Genomic DNA, 23,994 nt, shown 5'->3' with positions numbered 1-23,994 from the left:
CATTACATTTTACTAAATCACTTTCTTCAACACAGTCACCAACATAGTTACCACTGCCCCATGGGTTCGTGTGGTCATAACCATCCCCCCTATATCTGCAAATGAGGGATGATCTGAATTGATCCCTGTATCAATAATACCAATAATTTGACCTTCCCCTTTTCCGGCAATACCGGTGGGTGAAGCACTGCCATTCCACACTTTATCTGCGCCAATATGTGTTGGGCCTTCATCAGAGAGTAGATCATAATGTTTTGAACGCATTACTGATGCAACACTGCCTAATTGAGCAATATTCTCAGCTTCTGTTTCTGTCAGTTTAATAGAGAAACCATTTAACGCATTAGTAAACTGCCTACGAACTTTTGTTTGCCCTGTTAACGCACTCACTTCATTCAGCACTGTTTTTTGTTTTTGTAATAGCTGCTCTTGGTAAGTTTGCACAGCTTGAGTAGTCGCTTTACCTTGACTAAATACTTTTTGAGTTGTTTTTGATCGAAGTGAGGCCGCCACGGTACTCCCTGCTTGACGGGCAGCTACAGCAACTGGACTGTCTTTTAAACGCACAATATAAATGTGTTCTCCGTCAAGCCCTTCTGATTGAAACTTATTGCCTAGCGGATTAAGTTGAATATTGACATCATTTTGTGAAGCAAGCGTAGATATTTTCTGGCTATTTAATGAGCGTGTTAATTGCTTAATTTCTTCAAATGAAATATTAGCCGCTTGTAATTGATTTTCATTGTTATTGGTTGATGTCGCTGCATGTAACGTTCCAACTGCATATAAAACAGTTGCAACCGACAGCGCAATAGGTTTTAGTTTCATTTTCTTTCCCTTGATCATTAGATAAAAATAAATATTCAAAATATGAAATATTTATTCAACAAATCTAAACACAAAAGGAGTTAAAAACACTAAAGCATTTATGTATCACTATGTACATAAAATTAACAACTAAACAACCTCATTAACATTAAGCACTCAAACAATATGTCTACCACTGCAATTTTAGTACTACAATTAAATACTAAAACAAATTAGCCAAACAGAATATAATGAATTACAAACATCAAGTGTAATAACCAGCACTTTAAAGTAAATAAAATGATTCCATCATTAGTGCCCTCACCGTCCAACCAGTCCTAAATGGGCATTGCGAATTTATGAACAGTGAATTAGTATGCATAACAAGTAAATTGTCTCTTCCATTTATCTTAGATACAAACGTAGCATTATGTACATTCTTCAAAATGTATGCTGCGAAAAGTTAAAAAATAAGTAATGCTTAAATACCTTTAAGCTGTTGTTACAAAGGTTGAGTAAATGATCTCCAATTGCACAACATTTCGTCTATTGTCATATTGTCTATTGCTGGCATTTTTTAGCATGGCTGCGCCTATTAATGCTAATGAGCAAGCAAATACACAACTCGTCGAAACACACAAACTCAATGTAAGTATCTCTGTAGGTGCTGGAGGGTTTGAAAACCCTTTAGTTAACTCAGAAAATACCTTTACACCGATTCTTCCTCATATAAATTATTACGGTGATAAATGGTACTTTGAAGATTTTTCTTTAGGTTATAGCCTCATAGAAAATGAACACCTTATTTTAGATGTAGCTACAAATTTTAATGAAGATGGATTTTTCTTTGAACTTGATGGCTTAGATAATTTTTTTATTACTTCTATTGTGCCAAGTGGGCCAACTCGTCCTGGCGGAGTACCTGTAGTCGCGAATGAAATACAGCGAAAACTCTCATACCTTGGTGGACTCTCAGCGATAATTCCTAATTCTTTTGCCACAATAAATATAGCCTATTTAAAGGATATTTCAGGCGTTCACCATGGATCAGAAACCCATCTTAGTGCCCTAAAGATATTGCCACTTTTAGGTGGGGACTTAGCTATTGAAGCTGCTATGGTCGCTAAAGATGAAAAGCTCAGTAATTACTATTACATGCTTCGCCCAGGAGAAGCGTTGATCAGAATACCGGAATATGAATTAGGAACCAGCTATAATGCTTACGTAAAACTGGCGTATTGGCTTGAACTCGACAGCCACTGGGCTATTGATTTTCAATTAAAGCGCACCCGCCTAGATAGCCAACTCGCTGATACTCCCTTGATCCAGAAACAATATTACTACTCTGGTTTTTTAGGTTTGAACTATAGGTTCTAGTATGAATATGATAAAGCCACTCACCGTTATATTCATAACTACTGTAAGCAGTGGGTTATTTGCTGAGCCAAATCCCCAAGTACAATTTAACACCACGCCCAAAACGTGTATTCTTGAAGAAGATCAATCAACGTGTGAGTTTAATTTACACGTTTACTTCAAACTAGCTCAATTTAAAGAACTCTGCTTAGAAATACCGCAACGTCCTAATTACACACAATGTTTCAGTTCAACCGATAGCATCAGTAAGAAACTGAAAATAAGAACAAACTATGACATTATAGTGCAACTTTTTGATCCCATAGAGCAACAAATCAGTGGCACAACAAAAAATAACTGTCGCCCACTATAAAGAAAAATCATATCGTGTAAAACGTCGCTTTGGCTGGAGCTTGTAATGCATATCTATTTAATTGAAGATGATTTAAAACTCGCAAAATTAATACAGTTATTCTTATTAAAGCAAGGGTTTACTATCGATGTATTTAACAGTGTAGCTGACTACAAACAACATAAAGCAACCTTTATACCCGCTTTAATTATTTGTGATGTTATGCTACCTGACGGCAATGGCTTTGAATTATTTCAACAGTTAAGTACTGAACATACATGCCCAATCATTTTTCTAACTGCGCTTGACTCAGATCAATCTCACATCAAGGGCTTAAATTTAGGTGCCTATGATTATTTGATCAAACCACTCAAACCAGAACTCTTGCTTGCAAAAATTAATGCAATCTTACGACAAAATGATCAGACCCAACAACATGACAGTACTGAACACCCACTAACTCTCAATCAGACCAAACGTGAAGCCTATTTTGCCGGACTTCCATTAAACTTAAATGACAGTGAGTTCGAAATTATTGCTTTTTTAATAAAAAATGCGCCGCACCCTGTATCACGGGAAATACTTTTTAAACAGGTTATTGGTCGTAACTATAACGGTTTAGACCGTGCTATTGACTTAAAAATAAGTCGATTAAGAAAAAAACTAACTACGCTATTTAGTAACCAAAAAAGCAGCATCACTCTAGATATAAAATCTGTACGTAGTAAAGGTTATTGCCTAGACATTATTAACACTAAAGACAATAAATAGAACAACATATGACTCAGCAATTTTTGCGACTTTATATTTTTATTACGGCAAGTTTAATTGTTTTAGTCGTTATTTTTGGTCAGTTATATAACTACTTTTTTGAGCAAGACACGCCCAGCATACCGTTTACCGTACAAAATTTTCAGCAATTAATTGCAAATAAGGAGCAACAGATCGCTGAAATTCCACATGCTGATTTAGCATTGCCGCAATCGCTACATAAACAGTTATCAACTGAAGGGATCATTACAGTTAACAATCAAAATAACCAACGCGTTATTTACCTACCCAGTGAGCGAACGGGCTTTGTATATCGAGTTGGCCCTCTCCCGCAAAATCACCATGAAAATAATAATCTAATTGTTTTTTTTGCATTCTATATTTTGCTTGGTAGCATTATTCTTATTTTAATAAGACCCGTATTTAGAGATTTAAGCATCTTACAAACAGCTGCAGACCAATTTAGCCAGCAACCAGTAATGATGCAACCCGCAATAAAACCCAACTCTTCAATTGCGCCACTAGCCAATACATTTTCACAGATGTCACAACGCATAGAGCAATTCATTCATTTACACCGTGATCTATCGCGTATTATTTCACATGAAATACGTACGCCATTAACGCGGATGCGGTTTGCCCTATCATTAACTGAGGATGACCTAATAAACGAGCAAATCCAGCAGGACATTGATGAAATAGAACAACGGTTAGACCAATACTTACACTTTGCTCGCATTGAACATCAACAACAGCACTTTGAACAAGAAAAAACCAATATCGAAGAATTAATTCAGGCTGAAATAGAAAAATATGTCTTGTATGAAAATTTAACAATAGCACAAAACAGCCAAGTTAAAACACTCTGCTGTGAAGCCAATTACATAGCTATTGCTGTACAGAACTTATTGGTAAATGCGTCAAAATACGCAAAAAAGCTTATCAATATTAGTGTTACAGAAGATAACACACACTATTATTTAAGTGTCGAAGATGATGGCCAAGGTCTTCCTGTCAATGCTACATCTTTAATCGACCCCTTCCAACAAGGTGAAAATGATAACCTTGCCAGCGGTTATGGACTAGGCCTGTATATCGTAAAACGCATTGCTAGTTGGCACAGTGGAGATGTTATTATGGCCAACAGTAATGTAACAGGTGGTGCAAAGGTAACACTTAGTTGGCCTAAACAATCAACACTTTAATCCAGCTAGCGGGCTAAATAGAGCGTATCAAACAGGTATAAAAAAACCGCGATCGAACGCGGTTTTTTATAATTAAATTTGCTTCTTTTATAAGCCTGCACGATCTTTAATTACAGGGATTAATGCAGATCCTGCGTGGCCGTTTGATTCAGCCCATGTGATATCAGCACCATCTTCTAAAGAGCTTTTAGATAAGTTTTTCACAACGTACTCACCAGCATCAGCAGCATTACTAGCAATTGCATGGCGCAGTAAATTAAGGCCATTACACTGTACAGCATCGTATATGTTACGAATTTTAACACGTGAACTTTTTAGCTTATCACGTAGACGATTTTTATCATCCGCAGCTATGTATTCACAGATTGAAACAGCTAACTGATCATCCGCTTTAACAGGCGCACTGAAAGCTATAGAGCCAGAAACAACAGCCGAAACAACTAGTAATGTTGATAATTTAATCATTGTATACCCTTGTGTAATACTTTATAACTACCTTAGTTGGCTAATATTGTACCAACCTATCAGCCTATTCGCAATAATGTTACTTAATTTTATCCAATGTAACGAAGGTATATGCGTGTAAATTCTTATCATTAGGTTGATTATGTTGCTCATCTACAACTTGCCAATTGGCGGCGCCCTCATAATCAGGGAATTGAGTATCCCCTTTAACATCAAGATCTATAAACGTTAAATAAAGCGTATCCGCACGCTCTAAGAACTGTTGATATATGTTACCACCGCCAATCACCATCACTTCATCACATTCGCAAACCAATGAAATTGCGGCCTCTGGCGATGACACCACATCAACACCTGTGGCTTCAAAGTCGCTATTACGGCTTATCACTATATTATGTCTACCAGGCAACGGACGGCCAATTGACTCAAATGTTTTACGTCCCATGATCACCGGCTTACTCATGGTAACCGCTTTAAAATGCTGTAAATCAGCTGGCAAATGCCATGGCATATTATTATCTTGACCAATTACGCGATTGTTTGCCATGGCTGCAATCATTGAAATTTTCACATCAATACCCTAGTACTTTTTCATTAAACAAGAAAAAAGGAGCACAAGCTCCTTTTATAACATTCTAATTTTTACTAACGTTCATAAATAACTTCAACGTCATAGTCGTCATCATCCCAACTATCCCAATCGTCGTCGTCATTACTCTTCTTCGTAGCATCTCTATGATAAGTATCCCATTTGAATTCAACTTCTTCATCTTCAACTGGCACAAACTTTTCTTTTGGCATGCTCTCAAGCAGTGTCATTATGTTATGAATTAACGGTTGAGTATTCAATTTGTTAATTGCTGAGATATGATAAATATTCTCTGTCTCACCTAACTCTTCTGCAATTTGATCACATAATGCTTGGGCTTCATCTTCCGGTAATAAGTCTATTTTATTAAAAACTAGCCAACGTGGTTTTTCTGCTAGCTTAGGACTATATTGATGTAATTCATTAATGATCGCAAATGCATTATCAACTGGATTTGAGCCATCCACAGGCATCACATCAATAATATGTAATAGCACACGACAACGTTCTAAATGCTTCAAAAAGCGAATACCTAAACCAGCACCTTCCGAGGCACCCTCAATCAAACCTGGAATATCAGCAATCACAAATGATTTATTTGCTTCTGGGCGCACCACGCCTAAATTAGGAATAAGCGTAGTAAACGGATAGTCAGCCACTTTAGGGCGTGCTGCCGACACACTTCGAATGAAAGTCGATTTACCTGCGTTAGGTAAGCCTAATAAACCGACATCAGCTAATAACAATAACTCAAGCTTAAGATTACGTACTTCACCTGGCGTACCTAATGTTTTTTGTCTCGGAGCGCGGTTAGTACTTGATTTGAAACGCGCATTCCCCAAGCCATGGAAACCGCCTTTTGCAACCAAAATTCTTTGGCCATGCTGAGTTAAATCACCAAGCCCTTCTTGAGTATCCACATCAGTAATGCGCGTACCAACAGGCACCATGACATATAAGTCATCAGCCTTTTTGCCGGTACAGTTACGACTGCGACCATTTGTACCACGTTCAGCTCTATGAAAACGTTCAAACTGATAATCAATAAGGGTATTTAAGTTTTCATCAGCTTGTAGATAAACACTACCACCATCACCACCGTCACCCCCGTCAGGTCCACCATCTGGGACATATTTTTCACGACGGAAAGATACAATGCCGCTACCACCGTCTCCAGCTTCTGCGCGAATTTCTACTTCATCTACAAACTTCATGATTACTCACTTTAGGGATTGGCTTGTTAATTTCACTATTATATACCTAAGTGGCCTATAGAGCACACTCTGCATAAAAAACACTTGGGTATAGATTAGTAACAGACTTAAAACAAAAAACCCCGCAAAGGCGGGGTTTTTTAAGAACCGGCTCTGATTACTCAGATACGATGCTTACGTATTTACGGTTTAAAGGACCTTTTTGTTCAAATTGAACTTTACCATCCGCTTTTGCGAAGATAGTGTGGTCTTTACCGATACCTACGTTTACGCCTGCGTGAAATTTAGTTCCACGTTGACGAACAATGATGCTTCCCGCTAGAACTGATTCGCCACCAAAACGCTTAACACCTAGGCGTTTGCTTTCTGAATCGCGACCGTTACGAGTACTACCAGCTGCTTTTTTATGTGCCATTTCTAAGTACCTCTAATTAAGCGCTAATGCCAGTGATTTTAACTTCTGTGAACCATTGACGATGGCCCATTTGCTTACGAGAATGCTTACGGCGTCTAAATTTAACAACCTTAATCTTCTCACCGCGACCATGTGAAACAACCTCAGCTGTTATTTTACCACCGTTTACGAACGGTACACCGATCTCGATTTTCTCACCATCAGCAACTAAAAGTACTGAATCAAATTCAACTGCTGCACCAGTCTCAACGTCTAATTTCTCAAGACGAATTGTTTGACCTTCAGTCACACGGTGCTGTTTACCACCACTTTGGAAAACCGCGTACATAATTAACTCCGTCTGTGCGCCCTCAAATCGACGCAACTAAAATATTATTCAATAGGGCGCGAAGTTTACGCTAATGTGCAAAAACTAGCAAGCCTGTTTTATTAATTAAATGAATAAAAAATAGCTGCATTGAGAGCGATTCAATATTTTCCTCCATTTTATATTAAATTGGCATTATGCCAAGCCTTTTTAGCGTTTGATGACAAATAAATTACACCATGCGCAAACTACCTCAAGGAATAAAAATAAGCATGTTGAATTGGCGTTAATTTCTTAAATAAAAAAGTTATCTTTACTAATTAAGGTTAAATTAAGCTGCATAACCGTGTTTTTTCAGCGAATCGTCACAAACTGTCGAGCAAAGCCGTTTTTTGTTGTACAATCAGCCCCGTATACCCATTAAATTTGGCTCGGAGATCAATGGATATAAAAGCTATCCAGGCGTTAATCGAAAACGATATGAATGACGTCAATCAACTAATTTACGCACAAATGCGCTCTGATGTAGCACTCGTCAATCAGCTCGGCTTATATATAGTGAACAGTGGCGGCAAGCGTGTTCGCCCTATGTTAGCTATTTTGGCGGCTAAGGCGCTTGGCTATGAAGGCAAAGACCATATCACTTTAGCAACTATTGTTGAATTTATTCACACGGCGACATTATTACATGATGATGTTGTTGATGAATCAAATTTACGTCGCGGTACACCAACAGCCAATGCTGAGTTTGGTAATGCTGCAAGCGTGTTGGTTGGTGACTTTATTTACACCCGCTCATTTCAGCTGATGGTAGGACTTGGCAAAATGCAAGTGATGCAAATACTTGCCGATGCCACCAATGTCATTGCCGAAGGCGAAGTATTACAACTAATGAATTGTAATGACCCTGATACCACTGAAGACAGTTATATGCAGGTTATTTACTCTAAAACAGCAAAGTTATTTGAAGCAGCCACAGGCCTTGCAGCTATTATTACCGAGCAGGATGCAGCAACATTAAAAGCACTCAATTTATACGGAATGCATTTAGGCACCGCTTTTCAACTCGTTGATGATGTACTTGATTACAATGCAGATGCAGAGCAACTAGGGAAGAATATCGGTGACGATTTAGCTGAAGGCAAGCCAACACTGCCTTTGCTTTACGCCATGCGTCACGGTAATGAAGAACAAGTACAGTTAATTCGCGATGCTATTGAACACAATAACGGTATGGATCATTTAGAGGCGATTTTAACAGCCCTAACCCAGACCAAAGCCCTAGAGTTCACAATGGATAAAGCAAACGAAGAAGCTGATAAGGCAATTGCCTGTTTAGCTGTATTAGATGAATCGCCATATAAAGAGGCTTTAATTAGCCTTGCCCGAATAGCGGTCGATCGCAGTCATTAATAACCGGTATTAAATACACAATACTTCGAGCATAAAAAAGCCTGCAATTGCAGGCTTTTTTATCTTTACCTCAACTAACAGCCGAGGTAAATCAAGCTTATGCGTTGATGAAATCAACACCTTCTTGAATGTCTTTTTTCAGCGTATCTAGCATGTCGTTTTTAGCTTGCTCTTCAAATGCGCTTAGTTCGCCGTAAGCAAGAATTTCTTCTACGCCGTTTTTACCTAAACGTACTGGGTGTGCAAAGTATGCAGCATCGCCGCCTTCAACAGCAACATAAGCGTAATCAACAACGTCTTCGCCTTGTAGACCTTTAACTAAAGACATACAAAAACGAGCAGCTGCTGCGCCCATTGATAATGTAGCTGAACCACCGCCCGCTTTAGCGTTAACTACTTCAGTACCTGCATTTTGGATACGTGGAGTAAGTGCAGCAACTTCTTCATCTGTGAAAGTAACACCTTCAACTTGAGAAAGTAGAGGTAGAATCGTTGTGCCTGAGTGACCACCAATAACTGGTACTTTAACAGTAGCCACATCAACACCTTTAAGCTCAGCAACAAATGCTTCTGAACGGATCACATCTAAAGTAGTGATACCGAAAACGCGCTTAGCATCGTAAGTACCCGCTTTTTTGAATACTTCAGCAACAATTGGCACAGTACCGTTTACTGGGTTAGTGATAATACCCACTAATGCTTTAGGGCAGTTAGCAACAATGCCTTCAGCTAGCGTTTTAATAATACCGGCATTTACGTTGAATAAATCAGCACGGTCCATACCAGGCTTACGTGGCATGCCAGCTGGGATAAGAACGATATCACAACCAGTTAATGCTTGATCAAGTGCGTCAGCACCAAAACCAGCTACTTTAACGTCAGTTGGGATGTGAGAAAGATCAACAGCAACACCAGGAACAACTGGAGCAACATCATAAAGTGATAATTCAGAACCAGCTGGTAAGCCTGTTTTTAATAATAAAGACAACGCTTGGCCGATACCGCCAGCAGCACCTAATACAGCAACTTTCATTGGAATTCTCCGTAATTTGAGGTAGGAAATATTTGTGGCTCTAAAGATAATGAAATTAACGCCTAAAGACAAATTTATCCTGCTTATTTTGCATATAATTTCGACCATAGTTGTAAATTTTTTTATTTACAACGGCGAAAGAGTACGCAAAGCTAAACAACTACTGCATAAATATTCATTTTTGTGTAGAATTTAGGTCATCAAATAACAGAGCAGAACAACCACATGCAACCACAAGATAAACAAGAAGCGTTAGTTAAAGCCTTTAAATCACTTTTAAAAGAAGAGAATTTTGGTTCTCAAGGCGAGATCGTCGATGCTTTAAAAGAACAAGGCTTTGATAATATCAGCCAAAGTAAAGTTTCACGCATGTTGAGCAAGTTTGGCGCCGTTCGTACCCGCAATGCCAAACAAGAAATGGTTTACTGCTTACCCGCTGAAATGGGGGTGCCTACCGCAAAAAGCCCGTTACGTCAGTTGGTAATTGATATTATGCATAACGAAATGATGATCATCATTCGCACCAGCCCAGGTGCGGCACAACTGATCGCCCGTTTATTAGATTCATTAGGTAAAGCAGATGGTGTGCTGGGAACAATTGCCGGTGATGATACTATTTTTATCGCCCCCGCAAAAATCTCCGAAATTGATGTAACGTTAGAGCGCGTACGCACTCTATTTGATACAGTTTAAAGCTGCTTTAAGAAATTAATTGATGGGGCGAAAAATGCTGAACCCATATCAGCTTGCGTAAAATCGAGCCAGTGGTCATAGCAATCGCCCTGCCCTAATCTACTCAATAGCATTTGCTCAAACGCATTACCCTGCGCCGCATAGCTGATCGCTAATATCCCCTGCTCATAAACATCACCATACGGCATGTTTTGATTTAGCTGCAGTGGCTGCCCTTGCTCATTTTTAAGTTCAGTGCGGGTAGCATGACTGTTGTCCTGTGCCGGCTCTATTAACTTATTGTCTAAGCGCGTACGGCCCATAATTTGTTCTTGTTCACTCAGCGGCAGATTTTGCCATACACTCAAGTCATGTTTATAACGTTGCACATGCACATAACTCCCTTGATCTTCAAAGTGTTCGGGTTTATGAATGAGTGCAGTTAGGCGCTTTTGACGGCCATGCGGAGTATCACCACCGAGGATAAAACCGTTAAAATCACGCCCATCAAGAAACCGAAAATTTCTTACTTGCTCAACAAGTTCAACATCAGGGGCGAATAACTTAAGCACTTGTAACGCAAACAGGTGATTCACATCTTCTCTGTCAGAACGAATTTGTACAAATAAATCAAATGGCTGTGCCCCCATAACATGATCGTTATGGGTGATGTTAGGAAAACTCTGTAGTTGACTCGGCAGGAATTCTGGCAATATATGTGGCCAATACTGCGCCCCTACCGCAACCACGCTAGAGAGCATAGATTCAGAAAACTGATCCGCAAACTCATCTTGAATAGCGCTAACATATTTTAATTTTTTGCGTAATGACTCATCGTGACCATCAAGTACATTAAAAAATAAATGTAAACCGTGCAAGTTTGCTTCAGCACAAATCCCTGACTGCGCTTGCGCCATGATATTTCCTTAACTCAAAAAGTCCTACACGGCGTAACGCGAATGTAGTTATTCAGCGAAAAAATTAACCGTGTGCGGTGTTATTCTTATAGTGACATCTTCATTTACTAAAAATGATTGACCCGACTGAGCAGCAACATCAATTTCTTGCCCTTCAATCATGACTTTATAGACAAAGTGCGAGCCAACGAAACGACGGTTTAATACAGTCACCGTGTTTACACTACTGTGTTTTGATTGCAAAGGCGTTAGTTCTAAATGATGCGGGCGAACATAGAGTTGCCCAACGCGCTTTGCATGACTGTGTGCAAGCAGTGACTCAACTCGCCCAAAAGCAGTACTGTATTCAGTTGCTGTTAATGCTTCAGCGTCTAAGTATATGCCCTGACCAAGAAATTCTGCAACCACCTTTGAGTTTGGCGTGTTAAAAAGCTGCTCAGGCGTGCCTTGTTGCGCAATTTTACCGCAGTCCATAATCGCGAGTGTATCGGCGAAGGCAAAGGCCTCTTCTTTTGAATGAGTGACAAATACAGCGGATACTTGCTGATTTTTAATAATGCGGCGAATATCTGCAATAAGCTCAAAACGCACTTGAGTATCAATATTTGAAAATGGCTCGTCTAATAACAATAAACTGGGCTTATAAGCCAGCGCTCTGGCAATAGCTACCCGCTGCTGTTGGCCACCCGAGAGTTGATGGGGAAAACGTTTTTCACAGCCAACTAAGTGCACAAGCTCAAGCATTTCATTAACCCGTTGCTGTTTTTGTATTTTGCTCATTTTTGTTAAGCCAAAAGCAATATTATCAGCTACTGTTAAGTGCGGGAACAACGCATAATCTTGAAACATCATGCCAATATTACGGTATTCAGGCGCTAAAAATGTGCGTTCATCGCTAACAAGCTTACCACCAATAAATACCTTTCCTTGCTTGGTTGCTAGCAACCCTGCAATCGCTTTTAAGGTGGTGGTTTTACCGCAGCCACTGGCGCCAAGCAAACAGACAATCTCATCTTGAGCGACGACCAAATCCAACCCTGTTATTACTGGCGTGCCGTTATACTGATACGATAAATTTTCTAACACTAAACTGCTCATTTAACTTCTCATTTAGCTACGTTGCTCCATCGAGCGATTAACAAAATACAAAGGTACTAACCCAACCAATACAATTGCTAACGCTGAAATGGAGGCTAATTCTAATTGTTCATCACTAACATATTGAAAAACATGGGTAGCGAGTGTTTCAAAATTAAACGGCCTGAGTAATAAAGCGGCTGGTAACTCTTTCATACATTCTATGAACACCAACAGCGCAGCCGTTAAGATACCCCGCCGTAACAACGGGATATGTACCTTACGTAATGTTTGAGCTTGGCTTTTTCCCATTGATTGGCTTGCCATATCTAGGGAGGGGCTAATACGCATAAAGCTTGCCTCAACAGCGCCATGAGCAATCGCATAAAAACGCACCACATAAGCAAAAATGATAGCAAATAAAGTACCGCTCAATAATAAGCCGGGTGAAAAACCCGCGGGTTCTAACCACGTGTTTAATTTATCATCGAGTAAGGTTAAAGGTAGCAATACAGCTATTGCTAATACCGTACCGGGCAATGCGTAGCCAATACTGGCTAAGCGCCCAGGAATAAGCGGATACGCTTGCTTAGCAATACGCTGATAAAACACCACAAGTAAGCTCAGCGCAATTGTTACTACACTCACAATAATTGCGACTTTAAAGCTTTGCCATGCATAAAAGAAAAAGGCACTATTCCACGCTTGCTCAGCATATGAAATTGCATAACCCACCAATACTGCAACAGGTAGTACAAAGGCAAAAAACAGCACCACAAAACAAAATGCGGTTGCTAACCATGCGCTTTTGCCCGTTAAGGTATATAACGTATCACTATTAACCCCTGATTGACGTTCGAATACCGCTTGATTACGGCGACTGTAACGCTCCATTGTCAGCGCAAGAAATAAAATAAGCAGCATAATTGCTGATATTTTTGCAGCTGCCGTTAAGGAGTAATACCCTAACCACGTATCGTATACCGCCGTTGTTAACGTGCTTACAGCAAAGTAATTTACCGTTGCAAAATCAGCCATTGCTTCCATACTAATAAGCGCAAGCCCTGCCACAATAGCACCACGCGACAGCGGTAAACTAACCTTATAAAAGCTATGTCTAGGTGAATGTCCCATTAACTGGCTAGCCTGTACTAACTTAAATGATTGCTCGCGTAACGCAGTTTTAAAAATCAAATAAAGGTACGGATACAACACTAACGCAATCATCATAATTGCACCAGGCAAAGTGCGGATATCAAAAAACCAATAATCGGAGGGGGCTTGCCAACCAAACCAGTTTCTCAGTGCTATTTGCACCGGGCCAGCATAATCAAACAAGTCTGTGTAAACGTAGGCGATAATATACGTGGGCATTGCTAACGGCAACATTAACGCCCACTCAAACTGCCTGCGGCCAGGGAAATCACAATAAGCAGTGAGCCACCCCAATGGTAAAGCAATGAGGCAGCTGACAACGCCAACCCCTAAAATCAGTAATAGTGTATTGCGAGTATAATCCCACAATACTGTATCCCAGAGGTGACTAAATACCTCGGAATCACCTTGCAGAGATTCAAACAACAAAAAGCATAACGGGGTTATTAACAGTAAGCCAATAACCCACGCAAAAAACTGCCATCGTGACAGCGAAAATTTAAAGCGCATTAAAGATCGAACTTCACCTCATCAATTAGCTTAAGTGCTAAAGGACGATATTTGCTAATTTCATCAAGCACTAAACTGTCTTCCTTGAAGCTGCCCCACGATGCTACTAAGCTTGATAATTCAACGCCAGGCTTAACCGGATATTCCATATTGACCGAGGCGTACATGTTTTGTGCCTTATTGTCGGTCATATACTCAATAAGTTTCAAGGCATTTTCTGGGTTTTTCGCGTACTTGGTCATAACCACGCCTGAAACATTAATGTGCGAACCTCTGTTATCTTGATTAGGGAAGTTGATATATACAGCATCGGCCCATGCTTTTTGCTCAGGATCTTCAATCATCTTCCCAAGGTAATAACTATTGCCCAATGCTAAGTCACACAACCCCTCTTTAACTGCTTTCACTTGCCCACGGTCATTGCCCTGCGGTTTACGAACTAAATTTGCTTTCACCCCTTCAAGCCAAGTTTTTGTTTTAGCTTCGCCATGATGAGCAATCATTGATGCTACAAGCCCTAAATTATAAGGGTGCTTACCTGAGCGAGTACAAATTTTACCTTTGTATTTAGGTAAAGCCAGCTCTTCATAGCTTAAATGTGGTAATGCTCCCACGCGCTCTTTTGATGAATAAACATTACGCACCCGTTTAGTTAAGGCAACCCACTGCCCTTCACTATCACGAAACTTAGCAGGCACATTATTATTAACCGTTTCGCTGCTAATTGTTTGAGTTAAATTAAGCTCATCAAGCTGAACTAAATCACTAAAGTTTGAAGTCAGCACTAAATCCGCTTGGCTGTGTTTCCCTTCACGTTTAACTCGCTCAATTAGCCCTTTTTTAGCAAACACAACATTAGTTTTAATCCCTGTTTGCGCTGTGAAATCATCTAAAATTGGCTGAATTAAAAACGGTTGGCGAAAAGAGTAAATATTGACTACTTCGTTTGCAAACGCGGGGGCGGCTACCACTAAGCCAACTAAAACTGCTAATGTTTTTTTCATAAGTCGCTTCCATATAAATAATAACAATTATCATAACTTGTCCCTTGAATCTGTGCACCCATTAAATCGTAATCAAAGGTGACTACACCCATAATGGAAATCACTTGTGCGATATATCTCACGGTTATGACAGCTATTGAGTATAAAACACGATAAAAAACTGAAGCATACAAGGTAACTATTTAAAAAATAACAACTTTAACATCATTACAAAATAATGACCTAATTTTCGTTGTTGTTTTTAGCCTATTTTGTTTGCAGATTCTCTCTATACTTACTTCATCGGTTAAGCAGTGACGCTTAAATGAGTAAACGGACAAGGATTGCTTACTCATAAACCTCGTATTTTAGGTTACGTTAGGAAAAAATGGACTCATGGACAGGCTCAGGAAGAGTAACACTATGGATAGTAAATAAACGGACAGCGTCAAGATGATGCGAAAAGGATAAACAACAGGGCTCGCAAGAGAGTTGTTAGACAGGAAGTTAAAAAAGCGGACGAATGGACAGGCCTTGAGGGCAACGCAATGGAACTGTTAATAAATGGATAGCATCAGGACGGTGCGTAAGGGATCGGTAATAGACATTACCAATAGGGATGACAAGGAAGCACACAGGAGATAGGCTCGGAGCGCCTTCATCACGCAGAACGAACAAGTAACAGCGTGATCACATGGATTTGTAAAGATTAGGAGTTGATTAAGTTCAATTGCAGGATGCAGAAAATTAGAAGATTCCGCAAGCGCGACTAGCGATAGTTCGCGCTTTTCTTTTGCCTGAAAAACAACTCATTGTATATAAGCGCTGACTTCTCTAAAATAGCGCGCTGATAAACCACTGAGGCCCGCCGTGTTAATTAACTACAACCCCCCACTAGATCCGTATTTGAGCATTATCTTTCAAGATGATGACTTACTGATTGTTAATAAGCCCAGTGAACTACTCACCGTACCAGGCAAAGATCCTAAACACGCTGACTGCTTAATTGCTCGCGTTAATCGCGTATTTCCTACCGCTAGAATTGTGCACCGCTTAGATATGGCAACCTCTGGTATTATTTGTTTAGCGATGAATAAAGCTGCGCATCGTAATTTAAGTATGCAATTTCAAGAACGCCAAACAGCTAAACGCTACATAGCGCGGGTTTATGGAAAACTAGAACCACAGTCAGGATCGGTTGATTTACCGCTGATCTGCGATTGGCCTAATCGACCAAAACAAATGGTTGATCATGATAATGGTAAGCCATCATTAACTCACTACAATGTGATTGAATATGAAGCACATGCGACACGGGTAGAGCTTACCCCAATCACTGGCCGCTCTCATCAGTTACGCGTACATATGTTATCACTAGGACACCCAATTTTAGCCGATCGCCTCTATGCTCATGCCGATGCATTAGCTGGTGCAAAACGACTTCAATTACATGCACAAATGTTGCAACTAGCGCACCCGTTAACAGGACAAATCATGACATTTACGGCAGAGCCTGATTTTTAAGTCCTAAAATCAAGGCTAAACTTTTTATCATTCAAGCCGATAACGACTTATTGACTCATCGTGGTGGCTGATATGATTACTGGTAAACAATTTAAAATACCGCAATTAATAGGCTTAGCTATAGGTATTACGCTATTGACACCTGTACTAGCTGCCGACTTTATTACACCCACTCCTTGGTCAACCGTTGTCAGTAGCGATTTATCACGCTTAATGCCACAAGACGAGTTAAAGCCGCTGCTTGCTGGTGACACTGAGTTTTTGAGCTTATATCGTCAGCACATGAGTGCTCAGCAGCGTGGTGTGGTATTGATCATTCCTGACTGGCAGCACTTACCGACCGATAACGATGGAATTAATTTTTTACGCACCCAACTAAATGATTTAGGTTATGCCACATTAGCAATGACAGTACCTGATATTGACTGGCAAGCCGTACCAACTGAAGCTGAAAATCCTCAAAGCAAGCCAGCTAATAGCAACCAAACTGAAAGCGATAACAATGATGATTCGCCTACGACTCCACCGGCTAAACCAGTGCATGTTGAGGCGATTGCGCAAATAAGTAATGCAATAATCGATAATTATAAACTCAACTTAATCGCACGTTTTAATGCGCTATATCAAAGTGCATTGAATGAAGATGGCAAAATAGTGGTCATTGCCCAAGGTGCGAGTGCAGCAGTGTTACTCGAGCATTATGCCCAATACCCAAGCACTAATATTGATGCGTTTATCAGTCTCAGCAGTTACTTACCAAATAGTCAACGAAATCAGCAACTCAACGCAACAATCTCAACGATTAGTCCACCATTGTTAGATATTTACTACAGTGTTGATAACCCTGATTTACTATTAAGTGTGGCGGATAGAAAACGTTGGGTAAAACGCCATAGCAAGTATGACTACCGTCAACGTGAACTATTTGGCTTGCGCTCAGAGCCACAGCAACATGAGCGCCTCACCAAAGAAGTAGACGGCTTTTTACGCCGCCTTTTTTAAGAACTCATACGCAGCTTGAATGTCTTGGCTCTTCTTTACCGCCAATTCCATCATGTGCTTAGGCAACCCTTGAGAAACCAATTTATCAGGGTGATGTTGCGCCATGAGTTTACGGTACGCGACTTTTATGTCTCGCGCACTCGCTTCATTATTTAAACCCAACAAAGCTAACGCTTGAGTACGACTCATACCAGTATTAGGTGGCACGTGATGACCTGAGCCTTCTCGATAACTGCTACTTTGCCCATTTTGGCGCTGTTGCTGTTGTTGGTAACGCTGTTGTTGCTGGCGAAAAGAAAACTCAGCTTGGTAGCGCTTAAGCACAAATGCAAAGTGAGTTTTAGAGATCCCCAATAATTTACTGACCTCTTGCAATAGCTCTTTTTCTTGCGTTGCAAGCACCCCATCAGAAAACGCCATTTGAATTTGAATTTCTAAAAACAACTGCAGTAGATCATGACGGCGTGCAAAACGTTCTTTAAAATCAAACACGGTTTCTTTGAGTGAAAAGTCGCTGTCTTTTCCCGCTTTAAAAGCATCCTGCGCTTCTTTTCGATCATCTCCCGTCAAGCCCATTTCATCCATAAATAAGCTAGCAGCACGAATATGGGTTTCGCTTACCCGGCCATTTGACTTAGCAATGTGCCCCATGACGCCAAAGCAACTGGTGAAAAATAGCGCTTGGCGTTGATGAATGTCGTCATCACCTTTAAATAAACTTGCAAAGCCACCTGCTTTATCAAAATTTTGCTTTAAGCTTTTATCAAACATATGGCCTAAATATAAGCCTATAAATAAGCCTATAATGCGCCCAAACATAAAGCCAAAACAGGCACCTAAAATTTTACCCCACATGTGGCGCTCCTAGATTGTGAAAATTATTCTGCTGCGCTATCAGTGACTCATTCAATTGCGCCAATCGCTCCGGCGTACCAATATCATCCCAACGACCAATATACAGCTCAGTAGAGACAAGCTGCTCAGCCAATTTTTCTTTTAATAACGGCCCTAAGCGATGAGACCCTGCAGTGATCCCAGCAAAAAATTGTTGATGGAAACGGCTAATACCAGAGAAAGTGTACTTCGGACTGGCGTCATCTAAATGGCGCAAAGTAAAGTCACCATGTGGGTTATGCGGCGGGTTTTCAACTAATACTATGTGCCCTTCCCCATCATCTAGATGAATATGCAGCAATGAACTTACGTCATAATCGGTAAATATATCACCGTTAATAACAATAAATTGCTCTCCCAGTAAAGGCAGAGCTTGAATAATACCGCCTGCGGTTTCAAGCCCCTGTTCAGGCTCTTGGCTATACTCAATCTGCACACCGAGTTGGCTGCCATCAGCAAAGTAATCACGAATTTTATCACCTTGCCATGCTAGGTTGATTACAAAGTCAGTAATCCCGGCACTTTTGAGTCGTTCAATATGATGTTCTATTAATGGCTTACCTTGTACCTTTAACATTGGTTTAGGTAAATTTGCAGTTAATGGCATCATACGTTGACCGCGACCCGCGGCTAGTATCATCGCTTTCATTATTTATCAGGTGCTTTATCAAGTGCCACTATTGTAGCCGGTATAATGGTATTTTTAATCCAAAGACCTAACTCCATTAATGACGGATGATCTTGAGCAACATCACTAATATAGTGCAAGGTTGGCAATACATTGTCCATATACCCTGGTTTACCATCACGTAAATTCAGCCGACAAAAAATACCAGCGGCTTTTAAATGACGCTGAATGCCCGTTAGATCAAACCATTGTTTAAAGGTTGTAAAACTAATATTGCTGATCAATCCCTGTTGTTCAAACTCGCTAAATGCATGCTCAAGTAAATACTCAAGTTCATCGTGAGGAAGTTTAAAATAGCAGTCCCGCAATAGCGAAACTAAATCATAACAAACCGGACCTTGCACAGCATCTTGATAGTCAATAATTGCCCATTGTTGTTCACTGCGCATAATATTGCGACTATGGAAATCACGATGCACTGTCACACTTGGCTGAGCAAGTACGTTAGCAATCAGTAACTCGCAGCTAGCTTGCCAAAGTAAGCGCTCAGCAGGAGTGATTTTTAATTGTAAAAACGCTTCGACCAGCCACTGTAAAAAAATACCTAGCTCTAATTCTAAGAACGCACGGTCGAAATCTTTCATATGTTCAACTGCAGGCATTTTTGCCCATTGCGCACTGAGCTTTATTAAATGCTTATAATGATTGATGCGCTCTTTATCATCGAGCATATCAGCAAGGTGCACATTACCTAAATCACTTAATAAAAAGAAACCTTGTTTTTCATCAGCGTGTAATATTTTCGGTAATTTAAATCCATGCTCAGAAAAAACCTTATTCAGTTCTATATAAGGTGTGTTATCCAGCTTAGTTGGATCTGAGTCCATGACTATATAGCTCTCTTGACCACTGTTTAAGCGGAAGTAGCGACGAAAACTCGCATCTCCAGTGATCGCAGCAAGTTGATATACTTCATCTTCAAAATGCGGACTTAAAAACTGCTGTAAACTTTTATAACGGTTCATTTCGTAATGATATCTATTTTTCACTAAGTCAATTACTGTATTTGCCATTGTTTTCCTTTATTATGTCACTCTTATATTCAACGACAGCGTATTAAGGTTAATAAATGAGCAAAACCTGGGGCATAATGATGCTAAGTGTGATCAGCGCACCATCGCTTGCCGAAACTGAACTTGCACACAACTTTTGTGGCAATTCAATGCAAACCAGAGCTTGGCAACCGCTTGCTGGCCTTGATTTAGGCATGGTCGATATCCAATCAAATGATATTGAATTACTTGGTACCCAAAGCGCAGAATTTACCGATAATGTTGATATTAACACCCTTACTATGAGTTTGTCCGCACAAAGTGCGCTAATTGACAAACAGCGTGGGTTACTTAATGCAACGGGCCCTATTACTTATCGTGATGCAATCAGTGAAGTAAATAGTGCTGGTCTCAATGCTGATTTAAATAACTCTGAAATCAGTTTGCTCGGTGCCGATTATAAACTAACCGATCAACAAGGCCACGGCGGTGCAGAAAAGCTCACAGTGAACCAGTCTGGCTTAGCACTACTGAACGCAAGCTTTACTACCTGCCCAAATGAAACGCCATTGTGGGCAATTCAAGCTGAAGAAATCTTACTCTCTCGTGAAGAGGGCTGGGGTGAAACCCATGATATGGTACTGCGTATTATGGACACACCAGTGCTGTACTTACCGTATTTTACTTTTCCGATTGATGATCGCAGAAAATCAGGCTTACTGACCCCTAACATTTCCAGTTCAGATCGTTATGGCATTGAAAGCATCACACCATATTATTGGAATATTGCACCTAATTACGATGCCACTATAACGCCACGCTATATGTCTAAAAAAGGCTTACAATTACAAGGCGAGTTTAGATATTTAAGTGATAGTAACGAAGGTTTAGTTGCGCTTGAGTATCTAGATAAAGATGACTCTGAGCCTGAGCTTGATGAGCGATTTCTGTTTCATTGGCAACAACAAAGCTATTTTGATGAAAACTGGCGAGCAGCGATAGATATAACTAATGTCAGTGATGACAACTACCTCACTGATTTAGATTCAAATTACGCGACTCGAACTGATACGCAGCTTTATCGTACTGGTTCACTCTCTTACTTAGGCGAAACTTGGCGCACGGATATCAAAGTACAAAACTTTGAAGTATTAGGTGATCATATTGAGTCTTATGCTGCATTACCGCAAATTAGTTTTTCGCAAACGACACCGTTTCGCTTTAACGATATTGAGTTAACACTCAATGGCGAATTAAGCCATTTTACCAACGATACGGCAATTATAGAAAAAGCCACTCGGGTACATATTGAGCCTAAAGCTAGTTATGGTTATCAAGAACATGCGTGGTCGTTTCTGTCGGAATTTAGTGTACTACACACTAATTATAAACAAGAGGGCGACTTAGCTAACACCGATTATGCTGAAACAGTATCACGGACCTTGCCAAAAGTACGTTTATATAGCCAGCTAAACTTTGAACGTGATACCAGTATGATCGACAATGGTATTCAAACTTTAGAGCCGCAAGTTCAGTACCTTTACACACCAGACAAAGATCAATCTGATATTGGCTTATATGATACAACAAAGTTACAAGATGACTTTTTTGGTTTATTCCGCGATAGCCGCTTCTCAAGCGTTGACCGCATCGCCGCTGCAAATCAATTTACACTCGGTGCTACTACACGATTATTTAATGATAATAGTGAGGAGCTGTTTAACTTTAGTGCTGGGCAAATCTTCTATTTAAGCGATTCAGCTAAACCAACTGCACAAAATCTGGATTCAGATACTAACTATAATGCCTTGTTTGCCGCGCAAACCATGTTACATTGGCACCGTCGTTGGTATTTATCCGGTGGGATTCAATATGACACAGATGGAAAACAAATCATTCAGTCAAATGTAACCCTAGATTATAAAGGTGACGATAATCAACTCGTCCAATTGAACCATCGCTATGCAAATGATGTCTCAGGCAATACAATCGAGCAAGTTGGCTTCTTTACTAGCTTCCCGCTTAGTGAACAATGGCAATTTGTAAGTAGCTATCACCGCGATTTAGAAAGCGGCCGTAGCGTCGAGGTATTCAGTGGATTGCAATATGAATCTTGCTGTTGGGCCTTTCAAGTTACTGCCCGTCGTCAAATTGAAACTGATTTAAATCAAGCGATAGGCCAAGAACAAGCCACTTTTGATTCAAGTATTGGCTTTAATATTGTCTTAAAAGGGTTAGGTAGTAAAAGCCGTTATGATGCACAAAAATTATTACAACAAGGTATTTTTGGCTATCGTAGACCGTATTTTCTTAATAACTAGTATTACCGTACTATTAGCAAGAGTATTAGAAAAAGTATGAATTTAAAAAAATTATTAGCATCCGCAGTATTAACGCTTGGTCTATGCCAAAGCGCTTTCGCAGCCCCTGTTGAAATCGACAAAGTAGTGGGTATTGTCAACCAAGGGGTCATTTTACAAAGTGAAGTTGACACTATTGTTAACCGAGTTAAAGCCCAAGCCAAAGAGCAAGGCCAAGAATTGCCTTCTGATGGCACTTTACGTATCCAAGCAATGGAACGTTTAGTAAACCAAACACTGATGATGCAATTAGCCGAACGTATGGGCTTAGAGATTTCTGATAGCCAACTTGATCAAACCTTGATTGGCATGGCCAAAGAGCAAGGCGGTTCAATCGCAGATTTACGCCGTACAATTGAAGCATCCGGTGAAAGCTTCCAAGCTTACCGTGAAGAAATTCGTAAAGAAATTACCACCCAGCAAGTCATGCGTGCAAACGTTGACCGTCGTATTTATATCAGCCCACAAGAAGTTGATAACTTATTAAAAATTATGGAAAGCCAAGGCCAAAATACTGAAGAATACGATATTGGCCATATTTTAATCGACATTCCTAACAACGCCACGGCGGACGAAATTGCAAGTGCAAAAACTCGTGCTGATAAAGTGATCGAATTTTTACAAGAAGGCAAAGAATTTAAACGCATCGCGATTTCATCATCAAGTGGCTCGAAAGCCCTTGAAGGTGGACAATTAGGCTGGATGAGCATTAATGAAATGCCATCACTCTTTGCCGAAGCCGTTAAAGGCACCAAAAAAGATGCCATCATCGGCCCGCTTCGTTCGGGCGCTGGTTTTCATATCATCAAAGTTCAAGATATTCGTGGCCGCCAAGTTGTTGAAACAACGGAAGTTAAATCTCGCCATATCTTAATCAAACCGTCTATTATTTTAAGCGAAGAAAAAGCCCGTAATATGCTCAATGGCTTTGCTAAAGATTTACGTGCCGGAACTGCAGATTTTGCTGAACTTGCTAAAGAGTATTCAGAAGATCCTGGCTCAGCACTAAAAGGGGGTGAGTACGATTGGACAGACCCTACAACCTATGTGCCACAGTTTAGAGACACTCTGTTATCACTTGATAAAAATGAAATAAGTGACCCATTTAGAACCACATTTGGCTGGCATATTGTGCAATTATTAGATAAACGCGTGGCTGATAAAACAGAGATTGCAAAACGAAATCGCGCTCACGGTATGCTATTTAATCGTAAATTTAAAGAAGAAAGCTTTAACTGGCAGCAAGAAATGCGCGAACAAGCCCATGTTGAAATTTTCCCAATTGATGAATAA

At 40.2% G+C, this 23,994-nt stretch carries 24 protein-coding genes; 10 read left to right on the top strand and 14 right to left on the bottom strand.

Annotated elements, in window-relative coordinates; translation table 11 throughout:
• Positions 1-12: 12 nt before the first annotated feature.
• On the bottom strand, positions 13-828 hold the full coding sequence (locus KAN5_RS00865; protein ID WP_244390221.1) for a protease inhibitor I9 family protein: 816 nt from the start codon (positions 826-828) through the stop codon (positions 13-15).
• A gap of 561 nt (positions 829-1,389) precedes the next feature.
• On the opposite strand from KAN5_RS00865, the gene KAN5_RS00860 reads away from it, so the two are divergent.
• The 4 genes from KAN5_RS00860 to KAN5_RS00845 are packed head-to-tail and all read left to right on the top strand — an operon-like array spanning position 1,390 to position 4,491.
• A complete protein-coding gene (locus KAN5_RS00860) occupies positions 1,390-2,184 on the top strand; it encodes a MipA/OmpV family protein (RefSeq protein ID WP_244390220.1) in 795 nt (264 codons plus the stop codon).
• Position 2,185: 1 nt separating this feature from the next.
• Entirely contained in the window at positions 2,186-2,536 is a 351-nt protein-coding gene (locus tag KAN5_RS00855; RefSeq protein ID WP_244390219.1) for a DUF3019 domain-containing protein, read from the top strand.
• A 45-nt stretch (positions 2,537-2,581) separates the two neighbouring features.
• A complete protein-coding gene (locus KAN5_RS00850; protein WP_244390218.1) occupies positions 2,582-3,286 on the top strand; it encodes a response regulator transcription factor in 705 nt (234 codons plus the stop codon).
• Between the two features lie 8 nt (positions 3,287-3,294).
• Complete coding sequence (locus KAN5_RS00845; RefSeq protein WP_244390217.1) at positions 3,295-4,491, top strand: ATP-binding protein; 1,197 nt, start codon at positions 3,295-3,297, stop codon at positions 4,489-4,491.
• A gap of 87 nt (positions 4,492-4,578) precedes the next feature.
• Here the strand turns inward: KAN5_RS00845 and KAN5_RS00840 are convergent, their stop codons facing one another.
• The 5 genes from KAN5_RS00840 to rplU form a co-directional block, all read right to left on the bottom strand.
• On the bottom strand, positions 4,579-4,956 hold the full coding sequence (locus KAN5_RS00840; RefSeq protein WP_016708611.1) for a DUF3718 domain-containing protein: 378 nt from the start codon (positions 4,954-4,956) through the stop codon (positions 4,579-4,581).
• 79 nt (positions 4,957-5,035) lie between these two features.
• Positions 5,036-5,527: a type 3 dihydrofolate reductase gene (gene folA, locus KAN5_RS00835; RefSeq protein WP_244390216.1), complete on the bottom strand. Its 492-nt coding sequence runs from the start codon at positions 5,525-5,527 to the stop codon at positions 5,036-5,038.
• A 74-nt stretch (positions 5,528-5,601) separates the two neighbouring features.
• A complete protein-coding gene (cgtA, locus tag KAN5_RS00830) occupies positions 5,602-6,759 on the bottom strand; it encodes an Obg family GTPase CgtA (protein WP_016708609.1) in 1,158 nt (385 codons plus the stop codon).
• Positions 6,760-6,916: 157 nt separating this feature from the next.
• The gene (gene rpmA, locus KAN5_RS00825) at positions 6,917-7,174 is read right to left on the bottom strand and encodes a 50S ribosomal protein L27 (RefSeq protein WP_016708608.1); all 258 of its coding nucleotides are present in this window, start codon (positions 7,172-7,174) and stop codon (positions 6,917-6,919) included.
• Positions 7,175-7,190: 16 nt separating this feature from the next.
• Positions 7,191-7,502, bottom strand: a complete 312-nt coding sequence (gene rplU / locus KAN5_RS00820) for a 50S ribosomal protein L21 (protein ID WP_006794538.1) — start codon at positions 7,500-7,502, stop codon at positions 7,191-7,193.
• A 420-nt stretch (positions 7,503-7,922) separates the two neighbouring features.
• On the opposite strand from rplU, the gene ispB reads away from it, so the two are divergent.
• Complete coding sequence (ispB, locus tag KAN5_RS00815) at positions 7,923-8,894, top strand: octaprenyl diphosphate synthase (protein WP_016708607.1); 972 nt, start codon at positions 7,923-7,925, stop codon at positions 8,892-8,894.
• Positions 8,895-8,991: 97 nt separating this feature from the next.
• On the opposite strand, the gene mdh is transcribed toward ispB, so the two are convergent.
• The gene (mdh, locus tag KAN5_RS00810; protein ID WP_016708606.1) at positions 8,992-9,927 is read right to left on the bottom strand and encodes a malate dehydrogenase; all 936 of its coding nucleotides are present in this window, start codon (positions 9,925-9,927) and stop codon (positions 8,992-8,994) included.
• Between the two features lie 225 nt (positions 9,928-10,152).
• On the opposite strand from mdh, the gene argR reads away from it, so the two are divergent.
• Complete coding sequence (gene argR, locus KAN5_RS00805; RefSeq protein WP_016708605.1) at positions 10,153-10,620, top strand: transcriptional regulator ArgR; 468 nt, start codon at positions 10,153-10,155, stop codon at positions 10,618-10,620.
• Here the strand turns inward: argR and KAN5_RS00800 are convergent.
• Genes KAN5_RS00800 through KAN5_RS00785 form a run of 4 tightly spaced genes read right to left on the bottom strand, consistent with a single transcriptional unit; the run spans position 10,617 to position 15,262 of the window.
• Positions 10,617-11,516: a Dyp-type peroxidase gene (locus tag KAN5_RS00800; protein ID WP_244390215.1), complete on the bottom strand. Its 900-nt coding sequence runs from the start codon at positions 11,514-11,516 to the stop codon at positions 10,617-10,619. The two genes, argR and KAN5_RS00800, sit on opposite strands and share 4 nt — an antisense overlap.
• A 48-nt stretch (positions 11,517-11,564) precedes the next feature.
• The gene (locus tag KAN5_RS00795; protein WP_016708603.1) at positions 11,565-12,614 is read right to left on the bottom strand and encodes an ABC transporter ATP-binding protein; all 1,050 of its coding nucleotides are present in this window, start codon (positions 12,612-12,614) and stop codon (positions 11,565-11,567) included.
• A gap of 12 nt (positions 12,615-12,626) precedes the next feature.
• Entirely contained in the window at positions 12,627-14,258 is a 1,632-nt protein-coding gene (locus KAN5_RS00790; RefSeq protein ID WP_138555360.1) for an iron ABC transporter permease, read from the bottom strand.
• On the bottom strand, positions 14,258-15,262 hold the full coding sequence (locus tag KAN5_RS00785) for a Fe(3+) ABC transporter substrate-binding protein (RefSeq protein WP_244390214.1): 1,005 nt from the start codon (positions 15,260-15,262) through the stop codon (positions 14,258-14,260). The genes KAN5_RS00790 and KAN5_RS00785 overlap by 1 nt, the downstream gene beginning before the upstream one ends.
• 849 nt (positions 15,263-16,111) lie before the next feature.
• On the opposite strand from KAN5_RS00785, the gene rluA reads away from it, so the two are divergent.
• Positions 16,112-16,765 (top strand): bifunctional tRNA pseudouridine(32) synthase/23S rRNA pseudouridine(746) synthase RluA, encoded by a 654-nt coding sequence (gene rluA / locus KAN5_RS00780; protein WP_016708599.1) that lies wholly within the window; start codon positions 16,112-16,114, stop codon positions 16,763-16,765.
• A 72-nt stretch (positions 16,766-16,837) separates the two neighbouring features.
• A complete protein-coding gene (locus KAN5_RS00775; protein WP_016708598.1) occupies positions 16,838-17,767 on the top strand; it encodes a DUF3530 family protein in 930 nt (309 codons plus the stop codon).
• On the opposite strand, the gene djlA is transcribed toward KAN5_RS00775, so the two are convergent.
• The 3 genes from djlA to KAN5_RS00760 are packed head-to-tail and all read right to left on the bottom strand — an operon-like array spanning position 17,750 to position 20,314.
• Entirely contained in the window at positions 17,750-18,622 is an 873-nt protein-coding gene (gene djlA / locus KAN5_RS00770; protein WP_016708597.1) for a co-chaperone DjlA, read from the bottom strand. The genes KAN5_RS00775 and djlA overlap by 18 nt on opposite strands.
• The gene (gene murU, locus KAN5_RS00765; RefSeq protein ID WP_016708596.1) at positions 18,612-19,310 is read right to left on the bottom strand and encodes an N-acetylmuramate alpha-1-phosphate uridylyltransferase MurU; all 699 of its coding nucleotides are present in this window, start codon (positions 19,308-19,310) and stop codon (positions 18,612-18,614) included. The genes djlA and murU overlap by 11 nt, the downstream gene beginning before the upstream one ends.
• Positions 19,310-20,314 carry a phosphotransferase gene (locus KAN5_RS00760; protein WP_244390967.1) on the bottom strand — a complete coding sequence of 335 codons (1,005 nt, stop codon included), beginning with the start codon at positions 20,312-20,314 and terminating at the stop codon, positions 19,310-19,312. The genes murU and KAN5_RS00760 overlap by 1 nt, the downstream gene beginning before the upstream one ends.
• Positions 20,315-20,418: 104 nt before the next feature.
• Here KAN5_RS00760 and lptD point away from each other — a divergent pair, with 104 nt between their 5' ends.
• Together lptD and surA are read left to right on the top strand one after the other, a co-directional pair.
• Positions 20,419-22,662: an LPS assembly protein LptD gene (gene lptD / locus KAN5_RS00755; protein WP_244390213.1), complete on the top strand. Its 2,244-nt coding sequence runs from the start codon at positions 20,419-20,421 to the stop codon at positions 22,660-22,662.
• A gap of 36 nt (positions 22,663-22,698) precedes the next feature.
• Positions 22,699-23,994 carry a peptidylprolyl isomerase SurA gene (gene surA / locus KAN5_RS00750; protein WP_016708593.1) on the top strand — a complete coding sequence of 432 codons (1,296 nt, stop codon included), beginning with the start codon at positions 22,699-22,701 and terminating at the stop codon, positions 23,992-23,994.

It is taken from the genome of Pseudoalteromonas sp. KAN5, assembly GCF_022846535.1.
GTDB lineage: Bacteria > Pseudomonadota > Gammaproteobacteria > Enterobacterales > Alteromonadaceae > Pseudoalteromonas > Pseudoalteromonas haloplanktis.
This window is presented reverse-complemented; position numbering and strand designations above follow the sequence as displayed.

Excerpts from the sequence above, each read along its gene's own strand:
- KAN5_RS00865 (WP_244390221.1), bottom strand. The coding sequence starts at position 828 with ATGAAACTAAAACCTATTGCGCTGTCGGTTGCAACTGTTTTATATGCA.
- KAN5_RS00860 (WP_244390220.1), top strand. The coding sequence starts at position 1,390 with ATGGCTGCGCCTATTAATGCTAATGAGCAAGCAAATACACAACTCGTC.
- KAN5_RS00855 (WP_244390219.1), top strand. The coding sequence starts at position 2,186 with ATGAATATGATAAAGCCACTCACCGTTATATTCATAACTACTGTAAGC.
- KAN5_RS00850 (WP_244390218.1), top strand. The coding sequence starts at position 2,582 with ATGCATATCTATTTAATTGAAGATGATTTAAAACTCGCAAAATTAATA.
- KAN5_RS00845 (WP_244390217.1), top strand. The coding sequence starts at position 3,295 with ATGACTCAGCAATTTTTGCGACTTTATATTTTTATTACGGCAAGTTTA.
- KAN5_RS00840 (WP_016708611.1), bottom strand. The coding sequence starts at position 4,956 with ATGATTAAATTATCAACATTACTAGTTGTTTCGGCTGTTGTTTCTGGC.
- cgtA (WP_016708609.1), bottom strand. The coding sequence starts at position 6,759 with ATGAAGTTTGTAGATGAAGTAGAAATTCGCGCAGAAGCTGGAGACGGT.
- rpmA (WP_016708608.1), bottom strand. The coding sequence starts at position 7,174 with ATGGCACATAAAAAAGCAGCTGGTAGTACTCGTAACGGTCGCGATTCA.
- rplU (WP_006794538.1), bottom strand. The coding sequence starts at position 7,502 with ATGTACGCGGTTTTCCAAAGTGGTGGTAAACAGCACCGTGTGACTGAA.
- ispB (WP_016708607.1), top strand. The coding sequence starts at position 7,923 with ATGGATATAAAAGCTATCCAGGCGTTAATCGAAAACGATATGAATGAC.
- mdh (WP_016708606.1), bottom strand. The coding sequence starts at position 9,927 with ATGAAAGTTGCTGTATTAGGTGCTGCTGGCGGTATCGGCCAAGCGTTG.
- argR (WP_016708605.1), top strand. The coding sequence starts at position 10,153 with ATGCAACCACAAGATAAACAAGAAGCGTTAGTTAAAGCCTTTAAATCA.
- KAN5_RS00800 (WP_244390215.1), bottom strand. The coding sequence starts at position 11,516 with ATGGCGCAAGCGCAGTCAGGGATTTGTGCTGAAGCAAACTTGCACGGT.
- KAN5_RS00795 (WP_016708603.1), bottom strand. The coding sequence starts at position 12,614 with ATGAGCAGTTTAGTGTTAGAAAATTTATCGTATCAGTATAACGGCACG.
- KAN5_RS00790 (WP_138555360.1), bottom strand. The coding sequence starts at position 14,258 with ATGCGCTTTAAATTTTCGCTGTCACGATGGCAGTTTTTTGCGTGGGTT.
- KAN5_RS00785 (WP_244390214.1), bottom strand. The coding sequence starts at position 15,262 with ATGAAAAAAACATTAGCAGTTTTAGTTGGCTTAGTGGTAGCCGCCCCC.
- KAN5_RS00775 (WP_016708598.1), top strand. The coding sequence starts at position 16,838 with ATGATTACTGGTAAACAATTTAAAATACCGCAATTAATAGGCTTAGCT.
- djlA (WP_016708597.1), bottom strand. The coding sequence starts at position 18,622 with ATGTGGGGTAAAATTTTAGGTGCCTGTTTTGGCTTTATGTTTGGGCGC.
- murU (WP_016708596.1), bottom strand. The coding sequence starts at position 19,310 with ATGAAAGCGATGATACTAGCCGCGGGTCGCGGTCAACGTATGATGCCA.
- KAN5_RS00760 (WP_244390967.1), bottom strand. The coding sequence starts at position 20,314 with ATGAACCGTTATAAAAGTTTACAGCAGTTTTTAAGTCCGCATTTTGAA.
- lptD (WP_244390213.1), top strand. The coding sequence starts at position 20,419 with ATGAGCAAAACCTGGGGCATAATGATGCTAAGTGTGATCAGCGCACCA.
- surA (WP_016708593.1), top strand. The coding sequence starts at position 22,699 with ATGAATTTAAAAAAATTATTAGCATCCGCAGTATTAACGCTTGGTCTA.